At 33.5% G+C, this 24,195-nt stretch carries 15 protein-coding genes; 4 read left to right on the top strand and 11 right to left on the bottom strand.

All coding sequences use genetic code 11. The features are described from left to right. Nucleotides 1-48 precede the first annotated feature (48 nt). Complete coding sequence (locus ACZ2G2_RS11650) at nucleotides 49-1,035, bottom strand: glycosyltransferase family 2 protein (RefSeq protein ID WP_470392228.1); 987 nt, start codon at nucleotides 1,033-1,035, stop codon at nucleotides 49-51. 34 nt (nucleotides 1,036-1,069) lie between these two features. Continuing rightward, nucleotides 1,070-1,522, bottom strand: a complete 453-nt coding sequence (locus ACZ2G2_RS11655) for a type I restriction enzyme HsdR N-terminal domain-containing protein (RefSeq protein ID WP_090842083.1) — start codon at nucleotides 1,520-1,522, stop codon at nucleotides 1,070-1,072. A gap of 70 nt (nucleotides 1,523-1,592) precedes the next feature. Here ACZ2G2_RS11655 and holA point away from each other — a divergent pair, with 70 nt between their 5' ends. The 3 genes from holA (at nucleotide 1,593) to ACZ2G2_RS11670 (ending at nucleotide 3,705) form a co-directional block, all read left to right on the top strand. Beyond that, the gene (holA, locus tag ACZ2G2_RS11660; protein ID WP_470392229.1) at nucleotides 1,593-2,597 is read left to right on the top strand and encodes a DNA polymerase III subunit delta; all 1,005 of its coding nucleotides are present in this window, start codon (nucleotides 1,593-1,595) and stop codon (nucleotides 2,595-2,597) included. 17 nt (nucleotides 2,598-2,614) lie between these two features. Continuing rightward, complete coding sequence (locus tag ACZ2G2_RS11665) at nucleotides 2,615-2,980, top strand: cupin domain-containing protein (RefSeq protein WP_090842085.1); 366 nt, start codon at nucleotides 2,615-2,617, stop codon at nucleotides 2,978-2,980. Nucleotides 2,981-3,144: 164 nt separating this feature from the next. Beyond that, a complete protein-coding gene (locus ACZ2G2_RS11670) occupies nucleotides 3,145-3,705 on the top strand; it encodes a type 1 glutamine amidotransferase domain-containing protein (RefSeq protein WP_470392230.1) in 561 nt (186 codons plus the stop codon). A gap of 79 nt (nucleotides 3,706-3,784) precedes the next feature. Here ACZ2G2_RS11670 and ACZ2G2_RS11675 read toward each other — a convergent pair whose 3' ends face one another. From ACZ2G2_RS11675 to uvrA, 7 genes are all read right to left on the bottom strand, one after another. Continuing rightward, nucleotides 3,785-4,255 carry a hypothetical protein gene (locus tag ACZ2G2_RS11675; RefSeq protein WP_101202291.1) on the bottom strand — a complete coding sequence of 157 codons (471 nt, stop codon included), beginning with the start codon at nucleotides 4,253-4,255 and terminating at the stop codon, nucleotides 3,785-3,787. Between the two features lie 43 nt (nucleotides 4,256-4,298). Beyond that, the gene (locus ACZ2G2_RS11680) at nucleotides 4,299-4,562 is read right to left on the bottom strand and encodes a DUF202 domain-containing protein (protein ID WP_090842091.1); all 264 of its coding nucleotides are present in this window, start codon (nucleotides 4,560-4,562) and stop codon (nucleotides 4,299-4,301) included. Between the two features lie 8 nt (nucleotides 4,563-4,570). Further along, the gene (locus ACZ2G2_RS11685; RefSeq protein WP_470392231.1) at nucleotides 4,571-7,330 is read right to left on the bottom strand and encodes a T9SS type B sorting domain-containing protein; all 2,760 of its coding nucleotides are present in this window, start codon (nucleotides 7,328-7,330) and stop codon (nucleotides 4,571-4,573) included. An 82-nt stretch (nucleotides 7,331-7,412) separates the two neighbouring features. Then, nucleotides 7,413-9,824: an alpha-ketoacid dehydrogenase subunit alpha/beta gene (locus tag ACZ2G2_RS11690; protein WP_470392232.1), complete on the bottom strand. Its 2,412-nt coding sequence runs from the start codon at nucleotides 9,822-9,824 to the stop codon at nucleotides 7,413-7,415. Between the two features lie 154 nt (nucleotides 9,825-9,978). Beyond that, nucleotides 9,979-12,810 carry a gluzincin family metallopeptidase gene (locus ACZ2G2_RS11695; protein ID WP_470392233.1) on the bottom strand — a complete coding sequence of 944 codons (2,832 nt, stop codon included), beginning with the start codon at nucleotides 12,808-12,810 and terminating at the stop codon, nucleotides 9,979-9,981. A gap of 288 nt (nucleotides 12,811-13,098) precedes the next feature. After that, the gene (locus ACZ2G2_RS11700; RefSeq protein ID WP_470392234.1) at nucleotides 13,099-13,788 is read right to left on the bottom strand and encodes an LOG family protein; all 690 of its coding nucleotides are present in this window, start codon (nucleotides 13,786-13,788) and stop codon (nucleotides 13,099-13,101) included. 88 nt (nucleotides 13,789-13,876) lie between these two features. Then, nucleotides 13,877-16,708 (bottom strand): excinuclease ABC subunit UvrA, encoded by a 2,832-nt coding sequence (uvrA, locus tag ACZ2G2_RS11705; protein WP_470392235.1) that lies wholly within the window; start codon nucleotides 16,706-16,708, stop codon nucleotides 13,877-13,879. 129 nt (nucleotides 16,709-16,837) lie between these two features. On the opposite strand from uvrA, the gene ACZ2G2_RS11710 reads away from it, so the two are divergent. Further along, nucleotides 16,838-17,362, top strand: a complete 525-nt coding sequence (locus ACZ2G2_RS11710) for a hypothetical protein (protein WP_470392236.1) — start codon at nucleotides 16,838-16,840, stop codon at nucleotides 17,360-17,362. A 71-nt stretch (nucleotides 17,363-17,433) separates the two neighbouring features. On the opposite strand, the gene ACZ2G2_RS11715 is transcribed toward ACZ2G2_RS11710, so the two are convergent. Beyond that, complete coding sequence (locus ACZ2G2_RS11715; RefSeq protein ID WP_470392237.1) at nucleotides 17,434-18,147, bottom strand: hypothetical protein; 714 nt, start codon at nucleotides 18,145-18,147, stop codon at nucleotides 17,434-17,436. A gap of 173 nt (nucleotides 18,148-18,320) precedes the next feature. Beyond that, nucleotides 18,321-24,002 carry a T9SS type B sorting domain-containing protein gene (locus ACZ2G2_RS11720; RefSeq protein ID WP_470392238.1) on the bottom strand — a complete coding sequence of 1,894 codons (5,682 nt, stop codon included), beginning with the start codon at nucleotides 24,000-24,002 and terminating at the stop codon, nucleotides 18,321-18,323. Nucleotides 24,003-24,195 lie beyond the last annotated feature (193 nt).

Consider the following 24,195-nt stretch of genomic DNA (forward strand, 5'->3'; position numbering starts at 1 on the left):
ATAATTAAAATGTTAAAATACGGTTTAACAAAATTTTTGCTAAAAGCATCATAATTGACTAAATTTACGCTTTTTATCAACAAAATAAGACCATACAACAGACTTATTTGTAAAATAACTGGCTTTTTGCGGACTTTGTTTTCTTGCTTTTAAAAGCGAATTTAGATGCCTGTAGAACGACAGATGTGCTTTAAGTATTGCAAAAATATGCTTAAATTTTAAATTAAATAAAAACTTTGCAGCAGCAACACCGTCTAAGATTAATCTTATAAAAATTAGTGAAGGTAAATTTCCGCTAGCATTTTTAGTAATAGTAAATAAGCTATTTCTAAAATTAAGATAGGTTTTTTTGGGATTGCTAGCGTTTAAAGTGGCGCCTCCAACGTGATATACGGTTGAATCACCAATGTATTTTGTGTTATAGTTTATATTAAAGGCTCTCCAGCATAAATCAATCTCTTCCATGTGTGCAAAAAAGGTCTCATCAAAACCTTGTAATGCTCTAAACGTAGATTTCCTGATAAAGAAACAAGCACCTGAAGCCCAGAAAATAGGAGCATTTTGATATTGATTAGTGTCTTTTTCTATAGTATCAAAAATACGACCTCTGCAATAAGGGTAGCCGTATTTATCTATAAAACCTCCTGCTGCACCTGCGTATTCAAACTTGGTTTTAGCTTTGTAGTCTAAAATTTTTGGTTGAATAATAGCAGTTTCACTTTCCGATTTAAAAGCATCAACTATGGGCGTCAACCAATTTGGAGTAACTTCGATATCACTATTTAAAAGGCAATAAATAGCTTCTTCAACATGTTGTAAGGCATCATTGTAACCTTTAGCATAACCACCATTTTCTTTATTCTGAATAATTTTTACTTCAGGATAATTTGCTTTTATAAATGCAACAGAATCATCTGAGGATGCATTATCCGCTACATAAATAGTAGCACCTTGAGAGTAGGAGACCACAGCGGGTAAAAATTGCTCAAGCAATGCTTTTCCATTCCAATTTAGTATGACTACTGCTATATTCAAAAAAGAGATATTTAGTTGTTATTTGGTATTTTATTTAGTGTTGCGCGTTATATTCCGGAATATCTTGTAAAAAATGATACTTTTCTGCTTCAAAGTCCATGTTGCAATAATAATGATTAATACCGTTGGTAACCATTAAATAGGTCGCGTTTAACGCCAAATTATAACGTGCTATTTGGTCAAACGTATTTTGTTTAATTTCTATTTTAGGTGCTTTACACTCTACAATTAAATGGATAGTGCCATCCGTGTTAAACACAACAATGTCATAGCGCTTTTTTAAATCATTGACTTTTAGTTCCTTTTCTACGTTAATTAAAGAGATCGGGTACTTTTTAACGGTTATTAAATAGTGTACGCAATGTTGTCTTACCCATTCTTCTGGTTGTAAGACCATAAATCTTTTACGTATAACATCAAAAATAGATACTTTATTTTCGTTATTTTTGAATCGAAACTCAAACTTTGGAAAGTTTAACTCTTGCATTAAATTGTATTCGGTTTTCTTCAAAGTTAACCTTCATAAGTCAAAAACCAAATTTTTAAAATTTTTTCCTTTGGACGAAGTCAAACAGTTAGTCATTGATATAAAAAACAAGAACCTTAAACCTATCTATTTATTGATGGGTGAGGAGGCCTATTATATTGATAAAATTTCGGATTTTATAGAAAAAACCGTGTTAACGGAGGAAGAACGTGGTTTTAACCAAATGGTTTTGTACGGTCGTGATGTAACGGTTGAAGATATTGTGAGCAATGCTAAGCGTTATCCTATGATGGCAGAACGCCAAGTGGTAATTGTAAAAGAAGCACAAGATTTAGCTAGAACCATCGATCAATTAGCAGCTTATGCCAAAAATCCGCAACCTACAACGGTTTTAGTAATTTGTTATAAATATAAAAAGGTAGACAAACGTAAAGCTGTTTATAAAGAAATTAAAAAATCTGGTGTTGTTTTTGAAAGTAAAAAGCTTTATGAAAATCAAGTTCCGGATTGGATTAGTCGCGTATTGTCACCAAAAGGATATTCTATTACGCCAAAAGCATCCCAGATGCTAGTAGAGTTTTTAGGTACAGATTTAAGTAAATTGAGTAATGAATTGGATAAGTTGCAGATAGTTTTACCTAGAGACACGCAGATTACACCAGATCATATCGAAGAAAATATTGGAATCAGTAAAGATTACAATAACTTTGAATTACGTAAAGCTGTAGGATCTAAAAACACAGCGCAAGCGTTTAAAATCGTACATTATTTTGCTGAAAACCCTAAAGATAACCCGATGGTTTTGACCGTTTCGTTATTGTTTAGTTTTTTCTCTCAACTGTTACATTTACATGGTATGTCGGATCGAAATCCTCGTGCTGTAGCTTCAGCTCTGCGCGTTAACCCCTATTTTGTTAACGAATATATTGAGGCATCACGACATTATCCAATGCGTAAAGTAAGTCAGGTTATTGCAACGCTGCGCGAGTTTGATGGTAAAAGTAAAGGTGTGGATAGTAATGCTGTACCACAAGGTGATTTGCTTAAGGAGATGTTAGTAAAAATCATGTATTAATTTTTATTTATCTTAACATGAAACCCTATTATATAATCATATTTTTAGTTTTATTTTCTGCATGCAAAACAGTACAAACACTTCCAGACCCGCTAGAGGCTGGTTGGGAAGGGAAAAAAGTTTGCGAGGTTTTAAATGAAACAAAAAAGCAACGTATTTTAAAGTGTACATTTCCTCCCAATGTTGGACACCAAAAGCACTATCATAAACCGCATTTTGGCTATACATTAGCTGGAAGCACGTTTCAAATTACAGATGCAAATGGCACACGGACTATTCCTGTAACAACTGGTGTGACTTGGTCTAAAGATAAAATTAGCGAACATGAAGTTTTAAATGTTGGTGATAGTACTTCTGTATATTTAATTATTGAACCTAAATAGTTAAATGTTTTAACGTTATAATTTAGTATTTAACACTTAACTATTATCCTTTAACAAATCTTATTAAATCCAAGTTAAATCAATGCTGTAATTCTGTAAACACTAGTGTTTTTAGTACTTTAGATGTGAATCGAAATAGTAACAACTAAAACCAAAACAGAACAATGGAAAACTTAGAGAGAAAGAAAGTTGCGATTTTAGCAACAAATGGATTTGAAGAAAGTGAATTAAAACAACCAATGCAAGCTTTAAAAGAAGCAGGCGCAGACGTGCACATCGTCTCAGAACAATCAGGAAAAATAAAAGGATGGGCAGACGGTAACTGGAGTAATAGTTATGACGTAGATAAAACTCTAGATCAAGTAAGTCAAGACGATTATAATGCACTTGTTTTACCTGGAGGTGTTATCAATCCCGATAAATTAAGGCGTAATCCAGAAGCAATTCGGTTTATAAAATCCTTCTTCGCAAATAAAAAACCTGTAGGAGCAATTTGTCACGCACCATGGTTATTAGCAGAGGCAGACGTATTGCAAGGACGTAAAGTAACATCGTTTAGCTCCATTAAAAGAGATTTAGTAAATGCAGGTGCTAAATGGGAGGATAGTGAAGTAGTCGTAGACGAAGGTTTAGTGACTAGTCGTAATCCTGACGATTTGCCAGCGTTTAATAAAAAGTTGATTGAAGAAGTATACGAAGGAAAACATAACATGCAAACTGCATAATACTTTTAAATATAATATTAAAAAGCCAACCGATAAGGTTGGCTTTTTTGTTTTTGAGTAGTTTTATATTAAGCTGTTTTTACATATCCTCCAACGCCATAGTATAGTCATACTGTAAGTCCTCGTGTAATGCTAGTATTTTTTTTGTAATGGCTTCAATATTTCGATCATACAAATTGGTTAACGTTGTATTTCTTGAAATTGAAGGTTTCATTGTTTTAAGCTTTTTACAAAAGTAGAGTAGTAGTTCGACTTCAGTCTCTTTATTAAGCGAGTAGCGGATGTATTTTTTTGTGTTTCGTAAAATCTTACGCACACTTTTTTTAATGTAAAAAAAGCTATCGGTATTTATTATTTCAAATTGTTCGTCAATTTCAGCCTTAACAGTTTCAATATACCCTGCTTCGCTATCTGCTTCAAAAAGCAAATAGGTTAGTAGTTCTTTATTTTCTTTTTTAAATCGGGATAGACGTAAGCAAAGCTCAGCTAGCTCTTCGCTGGTTTTGTGTTTTAACTCTTTACGTATGGTGACTACGGATACTGCTTTCATTACAACATGTTTTATTTCCGCGTAAGCGAAACTAATTTCAAAATTAAACTTTATAATGTTTTTTAATAGTACGTTTAACTTTAAATAATCTAAATACGCCTATAAGTAAAATAATTGGAGCTATTGCAATTAGTGTAATACCATAGTTTTTAAGGTCCGCAAATAGGTCTAGTTTTAAAATGGTTATTCCTGTTCCTAGGATAACTAAAAACGTACGAAAATAGGCTAGAAAAGTACGCTCGTTAGCAAGTTTTGTTCGTTCTATTGCTAACCAGTCTCTAGTGGTTAACGCTGTTTGATCTTTCATGTAATTTTTTATTGCCTTAAAGTAAAATGACCACTGTAATACGTCCCGTCAGACAAGCGTAGTTTATACCAGTAATCATTTTGTGGTAATAGCTTTTGATTATACTTACCATCCCATCCTAGTGATGTTGTTGGATTAAACATGGTTATTAATTTTCCATATCTGTCGTAAATATACATTAATATAAAATTATATTGGTTTCCTTCCAAGCCTATCACATTCCAATAATCATGATTAGAATCGTTATTTGGTGTGAAGTATTTTGGAAACCCCATGACTGTTATATCTTTTGAGATGATTTCGCATTGATTTATATCTCTAACATAAATAGTGTGTATTCCTGGAGATAAATTATTAAACACATTTGATTCTTGAAAAACACCATTGGCGTTGTCCATAGCAAATTCGAAAGTACTTTGACTTTCAGCAAGTATAATAGTTGCAGTATAATCATCGATTAACACCTGTTCTATTTCGGGTAATGGGGATTGTGTAACTATTACAGCACTAGATTTTTCACAGTTTAAAATCGGATCAGATATTGTCACGTTGTATATGCCAGGCTGATTTACAACTATGCTGTTAGTGGTTTCAGTCGTGCTCCAAGTAATATTATAATTGGCAACCTCTGCGGGTGTTAGTCCAGTTTCTAACGTTAAAGGGAAATCTCTTGAGCATATTTCTATATTTTGATCTTCTAAGTCGGGGAAATCACGCAGAATAAGCTCTAATTGACCATAGCCATAACAAACATTTTCATTACTAATAGAGATATAAAGTAGGTTGTTTCCAGAATTGTAAGTATCAGGAAGGCTATTTATGTTTCCAGCAGCATTGGCTTGCGAAAGATAAAATTTGACAGTAATATCTCCTGTTAATGGCAGATTAGCTATTACTTGATCCCTTATTGTGGTTAAGTCAAATAGGGCAGAAGATGAGTTGTATAGATCACAGGCTTCTAGTTGGTACATGCCAACATCTACAGCTTGGGTAGTTGATAATCTAACGTAGGCTATACTATAACAAAGTGCATCAGGGTATTTGACTTTGGCTACAACAATTTCTTCATTAAACTGGTTAGTATAGTTGTCATGGTTAATTGCGTATTGGTTATCAATATCACTTGTGGCTTCATCTAAAGTATGGTAGTAATACACGTCAATATATTCTGTAGGGTCTATTAGTAACCCGATATTTGCATCTTTTAAACTAAAAATAGTTATGCCATCTGTGGCGTCGTTATCAAATGAGTCACATGTTATAAGATCGTAAGGTGTTTGAATAACATCTGGAACTGATTCTATTTTTACTATTTTTTGCAAAGGTTGGTAGTCTATACCATTTAAAGTCATTATTAGTTTTACTAAATAATTTCCTGATTGCGCGTATGTATGGTAAGGCTCAATTTCGGTTGAAGTTGTTCCGTCTCCAAAATCCCATAAAACACTATCATAAGGGTCCTCTGAGGTAATGTAAAAATGAGTGTTGTCGTTATAGCAAGTGTCTTCAAAATCAAAAGAAAACTTGAATATAGATTGTATAAATGGAGGAAGTCCAATTTGAGACGTTCTGCCTTGAAGGAAAAAAGAGTTATGCGTATAATTACAATTATTACCTACCGAATTAGGGTCGTTTATAACCGACAGATGGGTACCTGTACTAAATATGGCATATCCTGCTCTATAAATCTTCCCGTTAATTCCTAATTGTAATGCTCCAGCAACATTTGAAGATGTATTAACTGTATATTGTGAGCCTGCTATATTATTGCTTTCTGTATTATATTGAAACAGAGAACTGTCTACAAAACTATCTTCGATACTAAATTGTGTTGCGGTAACATATAATAATTTAGAATTTGGCGAAAACTCAACACCATAAGGATAAGAGTTTTCTAAAATTAATTTTTCGTTTGTAACGTTACCCGTAGTGTTGTTAAAGTCATACAATAATACTTTTCCAGACCTACGTTTACCCAATGTTGGGCTCCCTAATGACGTGGAACTATGTGCGATTGCAATCTTAGATCCGTCTGGGGATACTTTTAAATAACCAATAGCTGTAACATTGGATCCTATATCATTAATACGCGGGAAAACAGTCTGTGTTACTGTTGATACGGTGGGTGTTTCATTAACTCCGCTACTTGTAACTTTAAAAGCGTAAAATTTATTCATAAACTGCGTAATAACCCATATATCTTGTCCATTATTATGCGTTACGGCAGTTAGCTTTTCTGAGTTTTTATATTCGTTTTGTACAGCATCACTAATATTATAAGTAATTAAATGATTGTTTTTATTAGTTGTAACAATATCTCCTAAACCACCATTTAGGCTCATATCCACTTCCGTGTAATTCAATCCTTCAATAGGATCGTCTGGCGTTAAATAATAATTAGGTCTGTCTGTTGTAAAAATATAATAAATAGACAATGATCCGGGTTTTGGGATTATTATAGCAGATTCTGTACTAGAACTGTCTCCCATTAAACCATAACCGTTAGGCATGAGGTCGTGGGTTCTATCCCAAACGGATGTCCCATCTGTATAAAACAACAAATTTCCACTAGGATCAGAAATTGTGGCGCAACCTTCCTTGGTGTTTAGGCTACCGTCTAATACAGCAACAGGATCGCCAGAAAAAAACCGAATACCTGCATTATCTCCAAAATACCAATTGGCAGATTCTCTTTGAGCGTGAGTATAAAAACTAAATAAAAGTAATATAAGGGGTAATACTTTTGATATTGATGAATAGCGTTTCATGTAATAAAAAAGTTATATTTAGTTTAAAGATATAAAAAAAGCACTTATAAATATAAGTGCTTTGGTATTGTTTGAAAAGTAATTATCTCAATTTGGGAAAACTACTAGGATTTGCTTCGTGCATGACCTCGTAAATAGCTTCAAAAACATCTTCTGTAGAAGGTTTAGAGAAGTAGTCTCCATCCGTACCATAGGCAGGTCTGTGCGGTTTAGCAGCTAATGTTTTTGGTTGGCTGTCTAAATACTTAAAGGCGTCTTGTTTGTTTAATATTTGGTCTAAAATGTAAGCAGATGCTCCTCCCGGAACGTCTTCATCTATAACCATTAAACGGTTTGTTTTTTGTACACTTTTTACAATGTCATGATTTAAATCAAAAGGTAATAAAGATTGAACGTCAATAATTTCTGCATCAATACCAACTTCAGCTAATTCTTTTGCTGCTTGTTGTACAATTCTTAATGTAGAACCGTAAGATACCAATGTAATATCTGCACCTTCTTTTACTGTTTCTACAACTCCAATAGGTGTTTTAAATTCACCAATATTAGTTGGAAGCTGTTCTTTTAATCTATACCCATTTAAACATTCTACTACTAGAGCAGGCTCATCACTTTGTAATAAAGTGTTATAAAAACCAGCAGCTTTAGTCATGTTTCTAGGGACTAAAACGTGTATTCCTCTTACTAAGTTTAATACACCTCCCATTTGTGACCCAGAATGCCAAATACCTTCTAATCTATGTCCGCGAGTACGGATAATAAGCGGTGCTTTTTGACGTCCTTTGGTTCTATAACGCAAAGTTGCTAAATCATCACTTATAATTTGAAGTGCGTACATGATATAATCTAAATACTGGATTTCTGCAATTGGGCGTAAACCACGCATTGCCATACCAATACCTTGACCTAAGATGGTTGCTTCTCTAATACCAACATCAGAGACACGTAATTCTCCATATTTGTCTTGTAAGCCTTCTAAACCTTGATTTACATCACCAATTTTCCCAGCATCTTCACCAAAAATTAAAGTTTCTGGGTATTTGTTAAAAATAAAATCGAAGTTTTCTCTTAAAATAACACGTGCATCAACGTCTTCTGCGTCTTGGCTGTATGTTGGTTTTACTTCTTTTATATGAATAGCAGCAGAATCACTTTCGTTGTGTAAATCTGAACTATATAAAGGTTGTACTTTTTCAAAAAAGGTATCAATCCAGTTTAATAATTGTTGTTTTTCTGAAGTATTTTCATTAATTAAATAACGTAGTGCACGTCTTGCAGCAGAAGCAGAATCTTTTCTATTTGGTTCTGTTAGTGCGGCTAATTCGTTAGCTATTTTCTCAATAAACACTTTGTTAGGACTTGATGCCGCAACTGTTTGTAAAAGTATAACTAACTCTTCTTTTTCAGATAATGCTGGTTTTAAATAGCTAGTCCAAGCTGCTTTTTTAGCATCTCTAACTTGCTTTTTAATACCTTTTTCAATTGTTTGTAACTCTTCGTCAGTCGCTATATTGTTTTCTATTAGCCAATCACGCATTTTTACATTACAATCGTTTTTAGCTTCCCAATTTAAACGATCTTTATCTTTGTAACGCTCATGAGATCCTGATGTCGAGTGTCCTTGAGGTTGTGTTAACTCGTTAACATGTATTAAAACGGGAACATGCTCTTCTCTTGCTATTTTTGCAGCTTCTTCATAAGTTGCAATTAGATTAGCGTAATCCCAACCTTTTACACGAAGGATTTCATAACCTTTAGCATTTTTATCACGTTGAAATCCTTTAAGGATTTCAGATATGTTTTCTTTAGTAGTTTGATGTCTTGCGTGCACAGAAATACCGTACTCGTCATCCCAAACACTTATTACCATTGGTACTTGTAAAACACCAGCAGCGTTAATAGTTTCAAAAAATAAGCCTTCACTTGTACTTGCATTACCGATAGTACCCCAAGCAACTTCATTTCCTTCTACAGAAAAGTTAGTGGTATCAATACCTTTAACATTTCTATATATTTTTGAAGCTTGTGCCAAACCTAATAGTCGTGGCATTTGTCCAGCAGTAGGAGAGATGTCAGAACTTGAGTTTTTTTGTTGTGTTAGGTTTTTCCAGTTTCCGTTTGCATCTAAACTATGCGTTGCAAAGTGTCCACCCATTTGGCGTCCTGCAGACATAGGCTCTTCTGCTAAATCTGTATTTGCATATAATCCAGAGAAAAACTGTTGCATTGTTAATTCTCCAATAGCCATCATAAAGGTTTGGTCACGGTAGTAACCCGATCTAAAATCACCATTTTTGAAAGCTTTAGCCATTGCTAATTGTGGTACTTCTTTACCATCTCCAAATATTCCAAACTTAGCTTTTCCAGTTAACACCTCTCGACGTCCTAATAAACTACATTCACGACTGGTTACAGCAATGTGATAGTCGTTAAGTACTTCTTTTTTAAAATCTTCAAAAGACAAGTCTTTTTTGGCGTTAGCTTTTGTTTGCATATTTTAAGGAATTATTTGAAACAAATTTAATCATAATTTGTCAGTTCTGCAATATCAAAAAATCCTAAAAAACTAAGAATTTAATAATATAAGTTGGGTTTAGTTGGTTAATCGATAATTTACGCATGTTAAAGTAAATTTTGTTAAGAATTTACTAATACCAGCGTCGTGTAAATAAGCCTAGAAGTGTTTTAGGAGATAAGGTTACAATAAAGCGTATTTTTTCATCGTAATTAGGTTGTCCTATTTCCCATCCTAAATTGGAGTATATCGGGAAGTATAGCTCAAAATAGTCTTCGACTAGATTTAATCTAATACCTGAATCGTATACAAATTCTGGACTAAAGCTTTGATTTTTAATAACCCCTGCATCACCATACATCATTATGTAGCGCCATAGGGTAGCACTAGTATTAACGGTGGTCATCCATTGATTGGCAAAAGGGTGTTTTAGTTTTGATTTAAAACCACCATCGGCAATTATAAGTTGCTGACTAAGTACACCTGTTTCCTCGCTACGACCCAGATAGTTATAATCAAATAAATAATCTGTTGGTCTGTCTAAAGCAAAACTAAAAAAGTCAGAATCTTGATAACTATCATTATAAAGAAAAAGACCAGAGAACACTCTAACATTAAATTGTTTGTTGCGTTCGTTTAGATTCCTGAATTCTAAAGTGGCAGAGATTTTTCCAAAGTTTTTAGCCAGTTGTAGATCTGTAATTAGAGAGGCGTGCTCTTTTAAGTTGTTATCTATAATACCAAATTTGGTATTAAATACGGAGTATTTTGGTTCTCCTTCAGTTTCGAACTCGCCAGTAGGATCTATTTCCCTATTAATATTTATATATCTAAAAGATAAAAATTTACGCTTGTTATCTCTTAAGTTTTTATGATCTCTAAAATTAAAATCGATAAAAGGCGTAAAAGAGGTGTAAGTTAAATTTGGTGCATAATTATAGTAGTTCCCTGAAAGTCCATATTTGGTTCTGTAGTTGTCAGAGTTTTCAGGTCGCGCATTGTAAATTAACGAAGCACTACCAACCACTTGCTTGCTTTTAAATCCATACTTTGGGCTTAAATTGTATAAAAAACGCTTACTCAATAAGGTTTTGTTGTATAATTTTATACCAGGAGATAGCCCGTCATAAAAGTTATAGGCAAATTCAGGCATAAAAAATACTTGATTATAATTAGGGTCTTCTATGTCTTTAAATACTCTAAATTGTAGCGGTTTGTTTGTTAAGAAAAAGCCATTTAGTTTGCTATAGTTATTACGTTGGTTAAACTCCGGTATTGTGTAATCGTAGTTTAATGCTAGTTGATCAACATCCTTATTGGCAATTGTAATTTTTTTTGTTCCTGTAAAACCATTAACCCATTGCTTTGAAGTAATGCTGTCGTTTTCCAAAGTAAATAAAGAAACAGGCATGCTATTGTTTCTTAGGTTTTTTATAGTAATGGTAATAGAGTCTTCAGTCTTTTTTACGTTTTTAATCTTAAAATCTATCTTTTTATTAGTTTTTACGTAATCTTCAAAAAACCAATTAAGATCCTTGTTTGTTTTAGATGTTATTAATGCTTGAAAGTCCTGAGGCGTGGTTCTTTTTAGTTTGGTTTGTTTTACAAAACTGCTTAATGTTTTGTCTACAATGGAGTCTCCAACAAAATCGTTTAAATAATCTAAACCGATAGCAGCTTTATATTTATTGGATATATTTTTATTGAATTTTAATAACGAATCCTTAGCCATCCCAATAGGTTGGTCAATATTAGTACGTGCCATGTGCATGTATAAAAAGGGATATTGATCATTAAAATTTAGATCGGCTGCATGGAAAGCTTTAACGCCCCACACCTTAGATAATTTTCCTAGTATTTTTTGGTTAGGGTAGAAGACTTCTACATATTTTCTTAGATAGTAAATCTGAATACCATCCAACAACCATTGCTCTTCTCGTGGATTGATTAAAAGGGTGTTTTCTAAATATACTTTTAAGGTCGTTTTAAGTAGTTTTAATTCGTACTGAAACGTGTCCTCAAATGGTCTAATAAAATCAGGTAATAGATTAAGACCGTAAATAGGATCTTTTTTATAATCTATCCAAGTTAGTAATACTTTTTTATGAGGGTAATCTCCTAAATTACTGGTAATAAATTGAGCAACCTTATCTGATATTAATGCGACTTTGGTTGGATCCAAATCTTCATTGTCAATATTAGACTGAATACTAAAAAAGTCTGTTTCAACAGTGTTGTAATCATTAGTCTTTACTAAAGATAATTTTGTGTTTATCCTATTGTTACCTTGAAACTTGGTCGATGTTTGGCTATCTATAGTATTGTTTTCAACCAAATCTAATTCACTTATAGGCGTAAAATTATTAGGATAGGTCACCGTAAGATTTATGTTTGCAGGCTCTACAAACAAATCTTCTAAATCTTTATTACTGTAATAGTGCCATTTACCGTCAAATACAGCGGGTGTAATGTACCAGAAACGTAAGTTATAATCGCCAGTATTGGTAACCCCGTATCTTGTAAATTTATTATTGGGTATTTGAACAATATAATTTAAAGTCAAATTATAAGATGCGTTGGGTGCTAATGGTTTGTCTAATGCAACTTTTATAACGTCAGGCTGTTTTTTTAATCGCTCAAAAAACAAGTCTTGATTAGCTTGTTTTAAACTAGTAACGACAGTGTAACCTCTGTCTTGGTTTGCGGCAAAATGAAATGTAGTTTTAAATTCGTCAGCAAAGCGTTCTGCTAATGGAGTTGTTTTGGAAGAGTAACTGTGGCTCCAGTCATTTAAGTAAATAGTATCTAAAGGCGTATTGCTTTTATTTTGATACTGTATGTTTTGTGTAATTTCAATAGTATGTTTTTCGGTATTAAATAAAGCATTAATATCCATGCTATTTTGGCTTAAAGCCGAAATACTACCAAGTAAGAATAATAAAAAAATAGAATAATTTAATTTCAATTGAATCTAATAATCTTTAAATGGTTTAACGTTGTCTACTCTATCCGAAATTTAGTACAATCCTTTGAATAAATACGAAAAATCTGTGTTAATAGTTTTGTGCTATAACGGGTTATTTTGTAATGCTATGTTTAATGTGTTGTTTTTGTTGTTGTTAACTTAAGTATTTGCTTTGTTGTTGAATATTAACAACAATGATTATCTGTTTTAAAGGCTTTTTTTGCATTAGTTTTAAAGATGCCTATTAATAAGACACCTTTAAAACGTCGTGCAGACTTATTTTATTTTCTAGAAGTTAGGACTTAATTCATAATCTTTATAAAAACCATCTAATATATCAACTACTTCATCAGAAGTGTCAACTAAATGAATAAGATCTAAATCTTTGGCGCTAATATTTTCAAACTTATCTAATAATGTTGATTTTACCCAATCCATTAAACCAGCCCAAAAATCTGTACCGACTAAGATAATAGGGAATTTTTCGATTTTATTAGTTTGAATTAATGTGATTGCCTCAAAAAGCTCGTCTAATGTTCCGAAACCACCTGGCATCACAACAAATCCTTGCGAGTATTTTACAAACATTACTTTTCTAACAAAAAAGTAATCAAAGTTTATACTTTTGTCAGAATCGATATATGGATTATCGTGTTGCTCAAAAGGCAATTCGATATTTAATCCAACAGATGTACCACCAGCTAAATGCGCTCCTTTATTACCTGCTTCCATAATTCCTGGTCCACCACCAGTAATAACACCGTAACCAGCATTTACAATTTTTGCTGCGACATCTTCTGCTAATTTGTAATATTTATGATCAGGTTTTGTACGTGCAGAACCAAATATAGAAACCGATGGTCCTATGGCACTCATTTTTTCAAACCCGTTAACAAATTCTCCCATGATTTTAAAAATCGCCCAAGAATCGTTTGTTTTTTTCTCGTTCCAACCTTTTGGATGTTGTTCTTCTCTCATATTTTGTCTCTCTTTTGGCTTATTGCCTTTATTTTATTTATTTCTGTAGTTTATAAATTTAGGTACTATATAGTCTTATTCGTATTATTTATTCTAATTCTTTCTTTAAAAATTTAGCAGTATAGCTTTTTTTATGTTTTGCAACTTCCTCAGGTGTGCCTTCTACAATCACTTTTCCGCCACCTTTTCCACCTTCGTAACCAATATCAATAATATGATCTACGGTTTTTATAACGTCTAAATTATGTTCTATAATTAAGACCGTATTACCTTTGTCTGCTAATTTATTTAAAACGATCATTAACACTCTAATGTCTTCAAAATGTAGTCCTGTTGTTGGTTCGTCTAAAATATAAAACGTATTTCCGGTATCACGTTTACTAAGTTCTGTTGCTAACTTAATACGTTGTGCTTCTCCACCAGAGAGCGTTGTGCTTTGCTGTCCCAAGGTAATATAACCTAAGCCAACATCTTTTATAGTTTTTAATTTTCTATGAATTTTAGGAATATTTTCAAAAAACTCAACACCATCATTGATAGTCATATTTAAAACATCACTAATACTTTTTCCTTTATATCTAATTTCTAAAGTTTCGCGGTTAAAGCGTTTTCCTTGACAGGTTTCACACTCTACGTAAACATCAGGTAAAAAATTCATTTCAATAACACGTAAACCACCACCTTTACAGGTTTCACAACGCCCACCAGTAACATTAAAACTAAAACGTCCAGGTTTGTAACCGCGGATCATCGCTTCGGGTATTTTAGCAAATAAACTTCTGATTTCGTCAAAAGTTTTAGTGTATGTCGCTGGGTTACTTCTTGGAGTACGTCCAATTGGCGACTGGTTTATGTCAATAACTTTATCAATATGCTCTAAACCTTTAATGCTTTTATAAGGCATTGGTTTTTTAACACCATTAAAGTAGTATGCATTTAAAATAGGGTATAAGGTTTCGTTTATTAACGTAGATTTTCCGCTACCAGAAACGCCTGTAACACCAATCATTTTTCCTAAAGGAAACTTAACAGACACATTTTTTAAGTTATTACCTGTACAGCCTTTAAGTTCCAGAAAAAGACCATTTCCTTCACGACGCTTTTTAGGAATTTCAATTTTTAGTTTTCCATTAAGGTAATTAGCAGTTAATGTGTTTTCTTTTAGTAATTGTTTCGGGGTACCTTGACTAATTATTTCTCCTCCATGTTTTCCTGCTCTTGGACCAATATCTATTACATGATCGGCACGCTCAATCATATCTTTATCATGTTCCACAACAATTACCGAGTTACCAATATCACGTAAAGACACCAAACTATTAATCAGTTTTTCGTTATCACGTTGGTGTAATCCAATACTAGGTTCGTCTAAAATATAAAGCACACCAACTAATTGTGATCCTATTTGTGTTGCTAATCTAATACGTTGTGCCTCACCACCAGATAAGGATTTAGAGCTTCGGTTTACCGATAAATAATCCAAACCAACATCTAGTAAAAACTGAAGCCTAGCACTGATTTCTTTTATAATTTCTTCAGCAATTTTAATTTGCTTTTCTGATAAATATTTTGGCAATTCTTTAAACCAAACGGCTAAATCACTAATGTCTAAATTAGCTAATTCAGCTATGTTTTTACCGTTTACTTTAAAGTATAAAGATTCTTTTTTAAGTCTAGCGCCTTCGCAAACAGGACATTCTACTTTATCCATGTAGTCTTTTGCCCAACGTTTAAGAGAGGTTGACTCTGCGTTTTTGTATTGGTTTTCTATAAAATTTGCAACACCTTCAAAGTCTATTTTATAATCTCTTGTAATACCTAACGTTTTACTTTCGACTGAGAATTTTTCATTTCCACCAAACATTATAATCTGTTTAGCTTCCTTTGGAATTGATTTGTACGGGTCGCTTAATTTAAATTTATAACGTTCTGCTATTGTTTCAAATTGTTTAAAAATCCAACTCTTTTTTTCAGAACCATGAGGTGCTAAAGCACCCGATTTAATGGATAGTGAGTCGTCTGGGATTATCTTATTTTCGTTTACCTGATATAGCGTTCCAATACCATTACAATTGTCGCAAGCCCCTTTTGGCGAGTTAAACGAAAAGTTATTAGGTTCTGGATTTGGGTAAGAAATACCAGAACTTGGACACATCAGACTACGACTAAAATAACGCGCCTCTTGTGTGTCTTGATCAATAACCATAAGTACATCATCACCATGGTACATGGCTGTGTTTATACTTTCTGATAGTCGTTTGTCATTATCAACGCCATCATCAATTTTAAGTCTATCAATTACAATTTCAATATCATGGTTTTTGTAACGGTCAAGTTTCATACCTTTAACCAGGTCCTTGATTTCTCCATCCGTGCGGACTTTTACAAAACCTTGCTTTGCAATTTGCTCAAATAACTCGCGATAATGTCCTTTTCTAGAACGTACCACGGGTGCTAAAATGTTTATGCGTTTGCCTTTATAGCTTTCTAAAATAAGTTCCTTGATTTGGTCATCACTATAACTCACCATTTTATCGCCAGTATTATAGCTATAGGCATCACTACCTCTAGCAAATAATAAACGTAAAAAGTCATAAATCTCTGTGATTGTCCCAACTGTAGATCTTGGTGACTTACTAGTTGTTTTTTGCTCGATAGCAATTACGGGAGATAACCCATCAATTTTATCAACATCTGGACGTTCTAATCCACCTAAAAATTGTCTGGCATAAGCCGAAAAGGTTTCAATATAACGACGTTGTCCCTCAGCATAGATAGTGTCAAATGCTAATGACGATTTACCACTTCCGGATAAACCAGTAATAACGACTAGTTTTTCGCGAGGAATGGTGACATCAATATTTTTAAGGTTATGCGCTCTAGCACCTTTAACCTCTATGTTTTCTTCAAAATTTTTCATAGCATTTTTAAACATTATCCAGAAACGGACAAAGTAGCAAATATACGCTTTTTGTAATTCTTTTTAAAGCCCGGTTAGTTAGGATTTTCTTAATAATTGTTATTTTTGAAAGAACAAAAACAGTTAATAATGCAAATATTAGGAATAGGATCAAGAATTAATCATCCAGAACATGGAAAAGGAGTTGTTACTAACCTTGATAGTAATCAGTATTGGGTTACGTTTATAGAAAACGGATTAGAGACCATTGCTTTAGATGATGATTTTGAAATAATTGAAGCAGCAGAAAGAGAGGTGGATTCGGTTAGTTTTTTTGATATAGAAAGTAGTTTAGTTAGAATATTGAAAAAATATAGCGATGTCTCGGAAATTGTGCCAATCGGAGATAAGTGGAAAGGCGGAGTGTTAGAGTTAAAACCAGCCGATAGTAATTTGAAAAGCAAAGAAATTAAAATTGAAGACTTTTTTAAGAAAATAACGATGGTTAGAGATCGATTACGAGTGATGGAACAAAAAGTGAATGCTAGTAATTTAGATGTTCAAGAAAAAGTTGATATACAGCAATACATTACACGTATTTATGGAAGTTTAACCACTTTTAATGTGCTATTTAAGTCTAAAGATCAACAATTTGTGGGGCAGAAGGGGAAGTAGATTTATTGTGGTTTTTAAAGCAGAAGGCAAAAGGAAAGAGTTTAAAATTTGGAGACTTAAATAGTCTGCTTTTATAAGCTAGTTTTTACGTCACCCATATTTAAACCAAAAAACATTAGTTTGTGGTGTGTTGGTAATACTGCACCTGTTTGGGTTGTTTTCCAATCGCTCCACGTTGCTTCTAGTCCGCCAATAGGTAATATATCGACCCACATTTTAAATTTTGTGGGTTTATAGTTTTCGTCTAAAATCCATAAGTACGAATCTCCAGGTGTAGAGCCGCCTTGTGTGTAATTAATCAATAAAGCATCTTTGCCATTGTGCTTTACAATACTGCGGGACGTCCCTTTATCAAAGACCTTATAAGGTGCAACTAACCAAAAAGAATCATTATTAAAGTAATCAGTTGCTGTTTGTATCAACTCGATACTTTTCTCATTATCAACCCTAAAATTATGAATGTAAGCCACATTATTATTTGGGGTGTTTAAATCTAAATCAACCTTGTATTCTTTCCAGTTAACTTCAACCAAATTATCTTTTTTATTCCACTTGTAATGGTGTTTACGTCTAAATGTCCATTCTAAATTATGAGTCGCTTTATAAGCGTCGGCGTTTAATGCAATAAGCATTTTGTGAGCTAATATATCTGCTGCTTCTGTTTGATTAACAGGAGGTAAGTCTTCGTTATATTTAAAATAAACAAATCCAAAAAACAACAAGCTAGGAAGTGTAAAAAAGATAATTACACCTGCTATGATTTTTACTATTTTTTTTGGTTTCATTTAATGAGTTTATATTATTAAAACGACAAAGTTAAGTCTAAAATTGTATAATCTAAAAACCAATAGTTTTATGGTCACCACATTTATCCGTCACACCTTTTAATTTTCCGTTTTCTAGTGTCCAATGACTGTAGTTAATAAAAGTGGTGCGAAGTGTATTTTTTTTTTAATGTTTATCGTTTCAAAGTAAAATGAGATTTCATTATTTTTTTAACATTGGTAGTTGGTTCTATATATTCTACTGTAAACCAATAATCATTAGTGGGCATAGGATTTCCATTATATGTTCCGTCCCATCCAGCTCCTGTCGGAGTTAATTGCTTTAACAATTTACCATAACGGTCAAAGATGTAAATTATAGCATCTGGCTGATTACGGATAGCATATATGTTCCAGGTATCATTAGTACCATCTCCGTTAGGCGTGAAATATAGAGGGTAGTCAATTATCATGACAGTAACAGTATCTTCTCCACAGCCAATAGTGTCTCTAACAAAAATGGTGTATTCGCCAGGAGTAACATCACTAAAGGTATAACTATTATTGTTTGGAGTGTTCATAAACCAATTAACACCATCAATACTAAATTCGTGAAGACTTGTAGCGCTAGTAGCGGTTACCGTTATATTGTGTTGGTTAGCAAAGGCTGCAGTTGTTACCGTAGTAATAATGGGAGCTTCATTAAATATTACGCTTGTATTTATAGGTAAGCTTGGACAACCTGTTATATTGTCTATTGCGATAACACTATAAGTTCCTGTATTTGATGGCTCCAAGGATGCTTCAGTTTCTCCAGGTAGTAGTGTATCATTAAAATACCATTCAAAAGAGTAGTTGTTTGGGTCCAAATTAGTGTTTATAACTTCTGTAGCGTTAGTGTCTCTACATAGTACATATTGATCTGCTAACTCAATTATTGGTAAAGAAAGCACCATTAAAGTAAGTTCAGATATAGCGTAGCATTCACTTCCTGGTGTCGTGCTATCTACTCTAGTATAAATAGTTTGCGGATTACTTATATTATCATATTGATTTGGTAAACTATTCTGTTCAAGTTGCGCATCTAATAAAGATACATAATAACCCACAGCGTAATCGGCAGTATTTAAACCATTAAGAACATTGGTATTTTGCGAATTTAGGTCAAACGTGTTACTATCGTTTGATGTGTCTCCATCAGTTTCTATATTATCGTCACAAAGCGTATAACTGTCTAAGTTTTGATTGGCAAGAATAGTGTTGTTAGTTACGGTTATAGTTTGTATTTGATTGTCTGCCGTATTACCATTACTGTCCATTAAACTCCAAGTTCTAGTAATTATAAAAGCACCTTGACAAGATCCATTTAAAACTGTATCTGTATAAGTTGCTTCTATATTTGTGGAGCAGTTATCCATTTCGTCAGTAACATCTCCCGTAACGATTACGTTAGCATCATAATTAGAATTTATATCTGAAAGAATTTCAATATCAGCAGGCGCAGTAAAACTTGGTACTTCATTATCTTGTACTGTGATTGTTTGTGTACAAGAGACCGTATTTCCTGACCCGTCTGTAGCTGTCCAAGTTATTACTGTGTTACCTAGCGGATAAGTTGCAGGAGCATTATTAGTAACGCTGGCTATACTACAATTATCAAGACCAGTAGGGACTATGCCTAGATTAACATTACTTGCAGTACATAATCCATTATCAGCATTAACTGTAATTGCTGCTGGACATGTAATAGTTGGCGCTTGATTATCTTCAACTGTAACAAGTTGCTCGCACGACGCTGTGTTACCAGACCCATCCGTAATAATCCATGTTACAATTGTATCTCCTAACGGATAAGATAAAGGGGCATCATTAGTTATACTAGCAATGTTGCAGTTATCAGAGCCGATTGGTGCAATGCCTAAGTCTACGTTGTTAGCTTCACACAACCCATTGTCAACCAATGCTACTACCGTTGGTGGGCACTCAATTGTTGGGTTTTCTAGATCTACGACGGTAACAATTTGTGTACATGTCGCTGTATTGCCAGTACTGTCTGTTGCTGTCCATGTTACTGTGGTGTCTCCTAAAGGGTAAGTCGACGGTGCGTCATTGGTTATATTAGCTATATTACAGTTATCAGATCCAGTTGGTGGTGTCCCTAAATTTACGTTTGTAGCTGAACATAATGTGCTATCAACTTCAACTGTTACAGTTGGTGGGCATGTAATAGTTGGGTTTTGATTGTCTTCAATAGTTATTGTTTGTGTTGCTGTAGCACTGTTTCCACAAACATCGTGAATAGTGTAAACTCTTGTGACTATAGTTGGATAGCTTCCTGATGCAGTATCCATATTTGTTACAATTAGGTTAGTATTTGCTGCACAAGCATCTGTTATTGTTACCCCTAATAATTCTAAATCGGAGACCGTTGTGGCAGCTGTATTTGCATCAGTAGACGAGCACCCATCTATAGTTGTATTAGTTATTGTTCCTGTTATTACCGGAGCTATTGTGTCGTTTACTAAAAACTCTTGAGTGCAGATAGTGGTGTAAAAAACAGGTTCTCCAACATCGTATAAGTTGTTGTTATTTGCGTCTAAGTATTCCCTAACGGTATATGTTCTAGTCACAGTTTGATTACAGTTTCCATTGTTTGGACTGTTTTCAGCTCGTATTTCAATGGTTCCACAACTGTTGCTGTTAATAACTGCGTTAGCGTTTCCAAGTGCCTCAAATTCTGATTGACTTAATGTTGTGCTGGTCGGAATATCATCATAACATTGCACAGTTGTTTGGCTTGTCGGAAATGTAGGGCAAATAGATTCCGTAATGTTTTTAATTGTTATGGTCACCTCTCCAATATCAAAGTTATCACTATTTGTTATTTCAGTAATTCTGTATTGTAATGTATAGGTTTGTCCTTCGATACTTGTTCCAGCGACATCTATATTTCCCATAGAATCTATAGTTATAATATTATTGGTATCGTCGACTTCTGTGGTTACTAAAAAATCTGTTTGCACTAATGGGAGTTGACCATAAGTGTCGTTATCTAATACATTAATAAGATTATCATAAACCGTAGATGGACAAATATCTAAAACAGAATCGTCAACAGCTGTTAAGTCGCTTTCTAATATAGTTATGGTTATTGTTGTGCTATCAATACCATTACATCCGGTATCCACGGTATAATCAAAAGTGTATGTTCCTGCTTCTAAACCCGTAGCGTCCCATAAACTTTCATCAAGTGTTCCTGAAGGTATTACAGTCGTCTCAGTAAAAGTTCCATAATTATCATAAGGGCCTGTAATAAAACTAAACAAGCTTTCTAAAGTTGTGTCTATAAATGCGATATCTACAGTTTGTCCAGTACCAGCATTGGGAGGTCCATTAGTAATGGTGTAACTTAATGTTTGATTGATACAAGAATTAGGATTAGCGCTATAGGTTAGTGTGGCATTGTATGTGCCAATATCTGTGGCAGAATAAGGTTCAAAATTTATGACATTTCCTGTTGCAGAAAAACTTGGATCTCCATCTTTAGTCCATGTCACATCAATAATAGATAGAGTATTGATAGTAAGCGATCCATTTTCTCCAACACATAAATCATAAGGTTGAATGACAATTGGTTGTGATTGATTAGTGTTTATTGTAAATAGACTTACTGCACCGCAATCATCACTTATTTGAACAACATAAAGACCTGGTGTTAAGTTGGTAAAAACAGGGTTGTTGCCATTATTAATAGTCGGGCTAAGCGGGACACCATCACTGCTTATAATTTCATAGTTTAAGTTGACACCTATTGCATCTATAAATAAATCATTATTTCCATCTCCGCAATCGATTACATCAAAATCGGCTAACGTAATATTATTATCTGCAATTGTAAATTCTTCTAGTGTGTTGTAACAACGGTCTTGTTCTTCACTTCTTAAAAATGAATAATAAATTCTAAATAATCCAGAGCCGGTAACGTTATTAATCGATCCATTATTAGTAATGAATTGTCCGTAATTATTTTGATAGTTAGCTAATATAACAGATGTTGTGCTATTTGGGTTTAATACAGTATTATCTAAGTAATTGGTCAACTCGGCAGTGGTGCTATTTATATTAGCCCAAACACCATCAGTAGTGTTAAATTTTTGAAGTACGAATAATGGTTTATTGACATTAAATGTGACATTTAAATCAAGATTAAAACTTCCACAAAAAGATGTAATTGCGGTGTCAAAATCTTCAACAATAGCTCCATTAATAGTTTTTGAACCTGTTAGAGAGTAACCACATGTTGTGTCTACAAAAAAAGAATAATCACCAGCTGGTAAATCATAGATGTATACAAAATCTCCAAAAAAATTATTGACAGTGGATGTCGATAAGTCTATTATAGTTGGGCCAGTGTAACTTGCAGGAGCGGAGGTAATCGTTAGGCTATTAAAGCCAGCAGCAGAGGTAATGTCGCTAGTGCTTTCTCTAGTTATGTTTATTTCTAAACCACCAGTTTCGTCACAGCCTTCTCTGGTTCTAATATTTAATTCTCTAGGAGAGTTATCTATGCTCATGTATATATTTCTGCTTAACTGTCTTCCACACCTGTCTGTAAATAAAAAGGTATAATCACCCTCAGGGAGACCTAGATTATAATTTCCAAAAGTAAAAGCGTTGCTTGAAGTAATAGGATCGGAAATACTAGATCCAACCGGAAAAATAGAGTTGTATAAATTGGGGTCATTATTTATATCAAACGCTGGTGGTGCTGTTACAACTTCCATAGTTAGAGGAAATGCAAAGTTTTGAAAGTTACTAAAATATAGATTTTGCTTTCCGCAATCTTGCGTGGTGCGGATAGAGTAATTCAAATTTGGTGGACCAGAAAAAGTAATCGTGTTTAAATAAACTGTAGTTCCGCATGTGTTAGTTACTTCCGTGGTTACATTATATGGCGTGTTTTGTGTTGGAAGATTGTAGTATGACCCATTTTGATCTATAGAGTTCCATGTGTCACTTACAACAGTGTTGTTTCCGTCTGCGTCATCATCATAAGTTAAGGTTACAGAAAAAGGGAAGAAATTTTCGTCAAGAGCAGATGTAATAGATCCTGAGCTTTGATTTTCGTAAATTAAGATTAATAATCTTGTTTGAGAGCAGTCGTTATCATCAATATTGGTTGGGTAGTTGATAGGATTACTATAGCTAGGAGCTTGATCTAATAAATTAATTCCTTGGACTACTATATCACCACAAATATCTTCAACCTCTATAGTGTAGTTTCCAAAAGCTAAATCTGTAAATGTACTTGCTGCACCAGCGTCAATTTGAGCCTGAGTAATCGTTTCGATTAACACACCTGCTTGTTTAACTCTATATTCTAAAACATTACCAGAGTTTAATAATACGTTAATAGTACCTAAACAAGCACTTTCTTGAATGGCATCAAATGTAATTGGAATTATATTATTGGGTACTGTTATTTCTTGTTCTATTATTGTTTCAACGGAGCCAATAGTTTCGATAGCTCTGATAAGGTAAGTTCCACTAGTTAAAGTTGTTATGTTGGTAGTGAAATTAGTAGACGTAATTGGTCCTTCGGATACCGTTTCGCTATTTATTGGTGTAGTTAAATCGGAAATGGCATATACTAAAAACTCAAATGTAGCACCAACTTCAGAAGCATTAATGTCTATTTGTATGTTTCCATTTCCTGAGCATTCTTCACCAGTAGCACTAAGAAGCATAGTGTAATTAGAAAAGGTATTGGTTTTTGTGACCTTTTTGATGTTAGATAATTCTACTTTATTAAAGTCTGTGCTATTGCTTATTAGTGTAAAAAAAAGAAACACTATTGTAAAGAGTTTTTTTATCATATTTAGTTATTCTTTTTCACTGTAAGTGCTATGCTTTTAGAAGAAAATATTCTTAAAAAGGATTGGTTGTTTCAACACAAATATAAATGTTCTTTGTCTTTTGTTAATCTAAAAATTAAAAAAATGAAGTAAAAATACTACGTTTTTAATTGGTTAGTGTTATTTGTTAAATACTTTACTACTCTAAAAATGT

It is taken from the genome of Olleya sp. KKT75 (assembly GCF_055635485.1).

Bases quoted from the DNA above. Each gene is read 5' to 3' on its own strand.
- ACZ2G2_RS11655 (WP_090842083.1), bottom strand. From the start codon at position 1,522: ATGCAAGAGTTAAACTTTCCAAAGTTTGAGTTTCGATTCAAAAATAAC.
- ACZ2G2_RS11665 (WP_090842085.1), top strand. From the start codon at position 2,615: ATGAAACCCTATTATATAATCATATTTTTAGTTTTATTTTCTGCATGC.
- ACZ2G2_RS11670 (WP_470392230.1), top strand. From the start codon at position 3,145: ATGGAAAACTTAGAGAGAAAGAAAGTTGCGATTTTAGCAACAAATGGA.
- ACZ2G2_RS11675 (WP_101202291.1), bottom strand. From the start codon at position 4,255: ATGAAAGCAGTATCCGTAGTCACCATACGTAAAGAGTTAAAACACAAA.
- ACZ2G2_RS11680 (WP_090842091.1), bottom strand. From the start codon at position 4,562: ATGAAAGATCAAACAGCGTTAACCACTAGAGACTGGTTAGCAATAGAA.
- ACZ2G2_RS11685 (WP_470392231.1), bottom strand. From the start codon at position 7,330: ATGAAACGCTATTCATCAATATCAAAAGTATTACCCCTTATATTACTT.
- ACZ2G2_RS11690 (WP_470392232.1), bottom strand. From the start codon at position 9,824: ATGCAAACAAAAGCTAACGCCAAAAAAGACTTGTCTTTTGAAGATTTT.
- ACZ2G2_RS11700 (WP_470392234.1), bottom strand. From the start codon at position 13,788: ATGAGAGAAGAACAACATCCAAAAGGTTGGAACGAGAAAAAAACAAAC.
- uvrA (WP_470392235.1), bottom strand. From the start codon at position 16,708: ATGAAAAATTTTGAAGAAAACATAGAGGTTAAAGGTGCTAGAGCGCAT.
- ACZ2G2_RS11710 (WP_470392236.1), top strand. From the start codon at position 16,838: ATGCAAATATTAGGAATAGGATCAAGAATTAATCATCCAGAACATGGA.
- ACZ2G2_RS11715 (WP_470392237.1), bottom strand. From the start codon at position 18,147: ATGAAACCAAAAAAAATAGTAAAAATCATAGCAGGTGTAATTATCTTT.
- ACZ2G2_RS11720 (WP_470392238.1), bottom strand. From the start codon at position 24,002: ATGATAAAAAAACTCTTTACAATAGTGTTTCTTTTTTTTACACTAATA.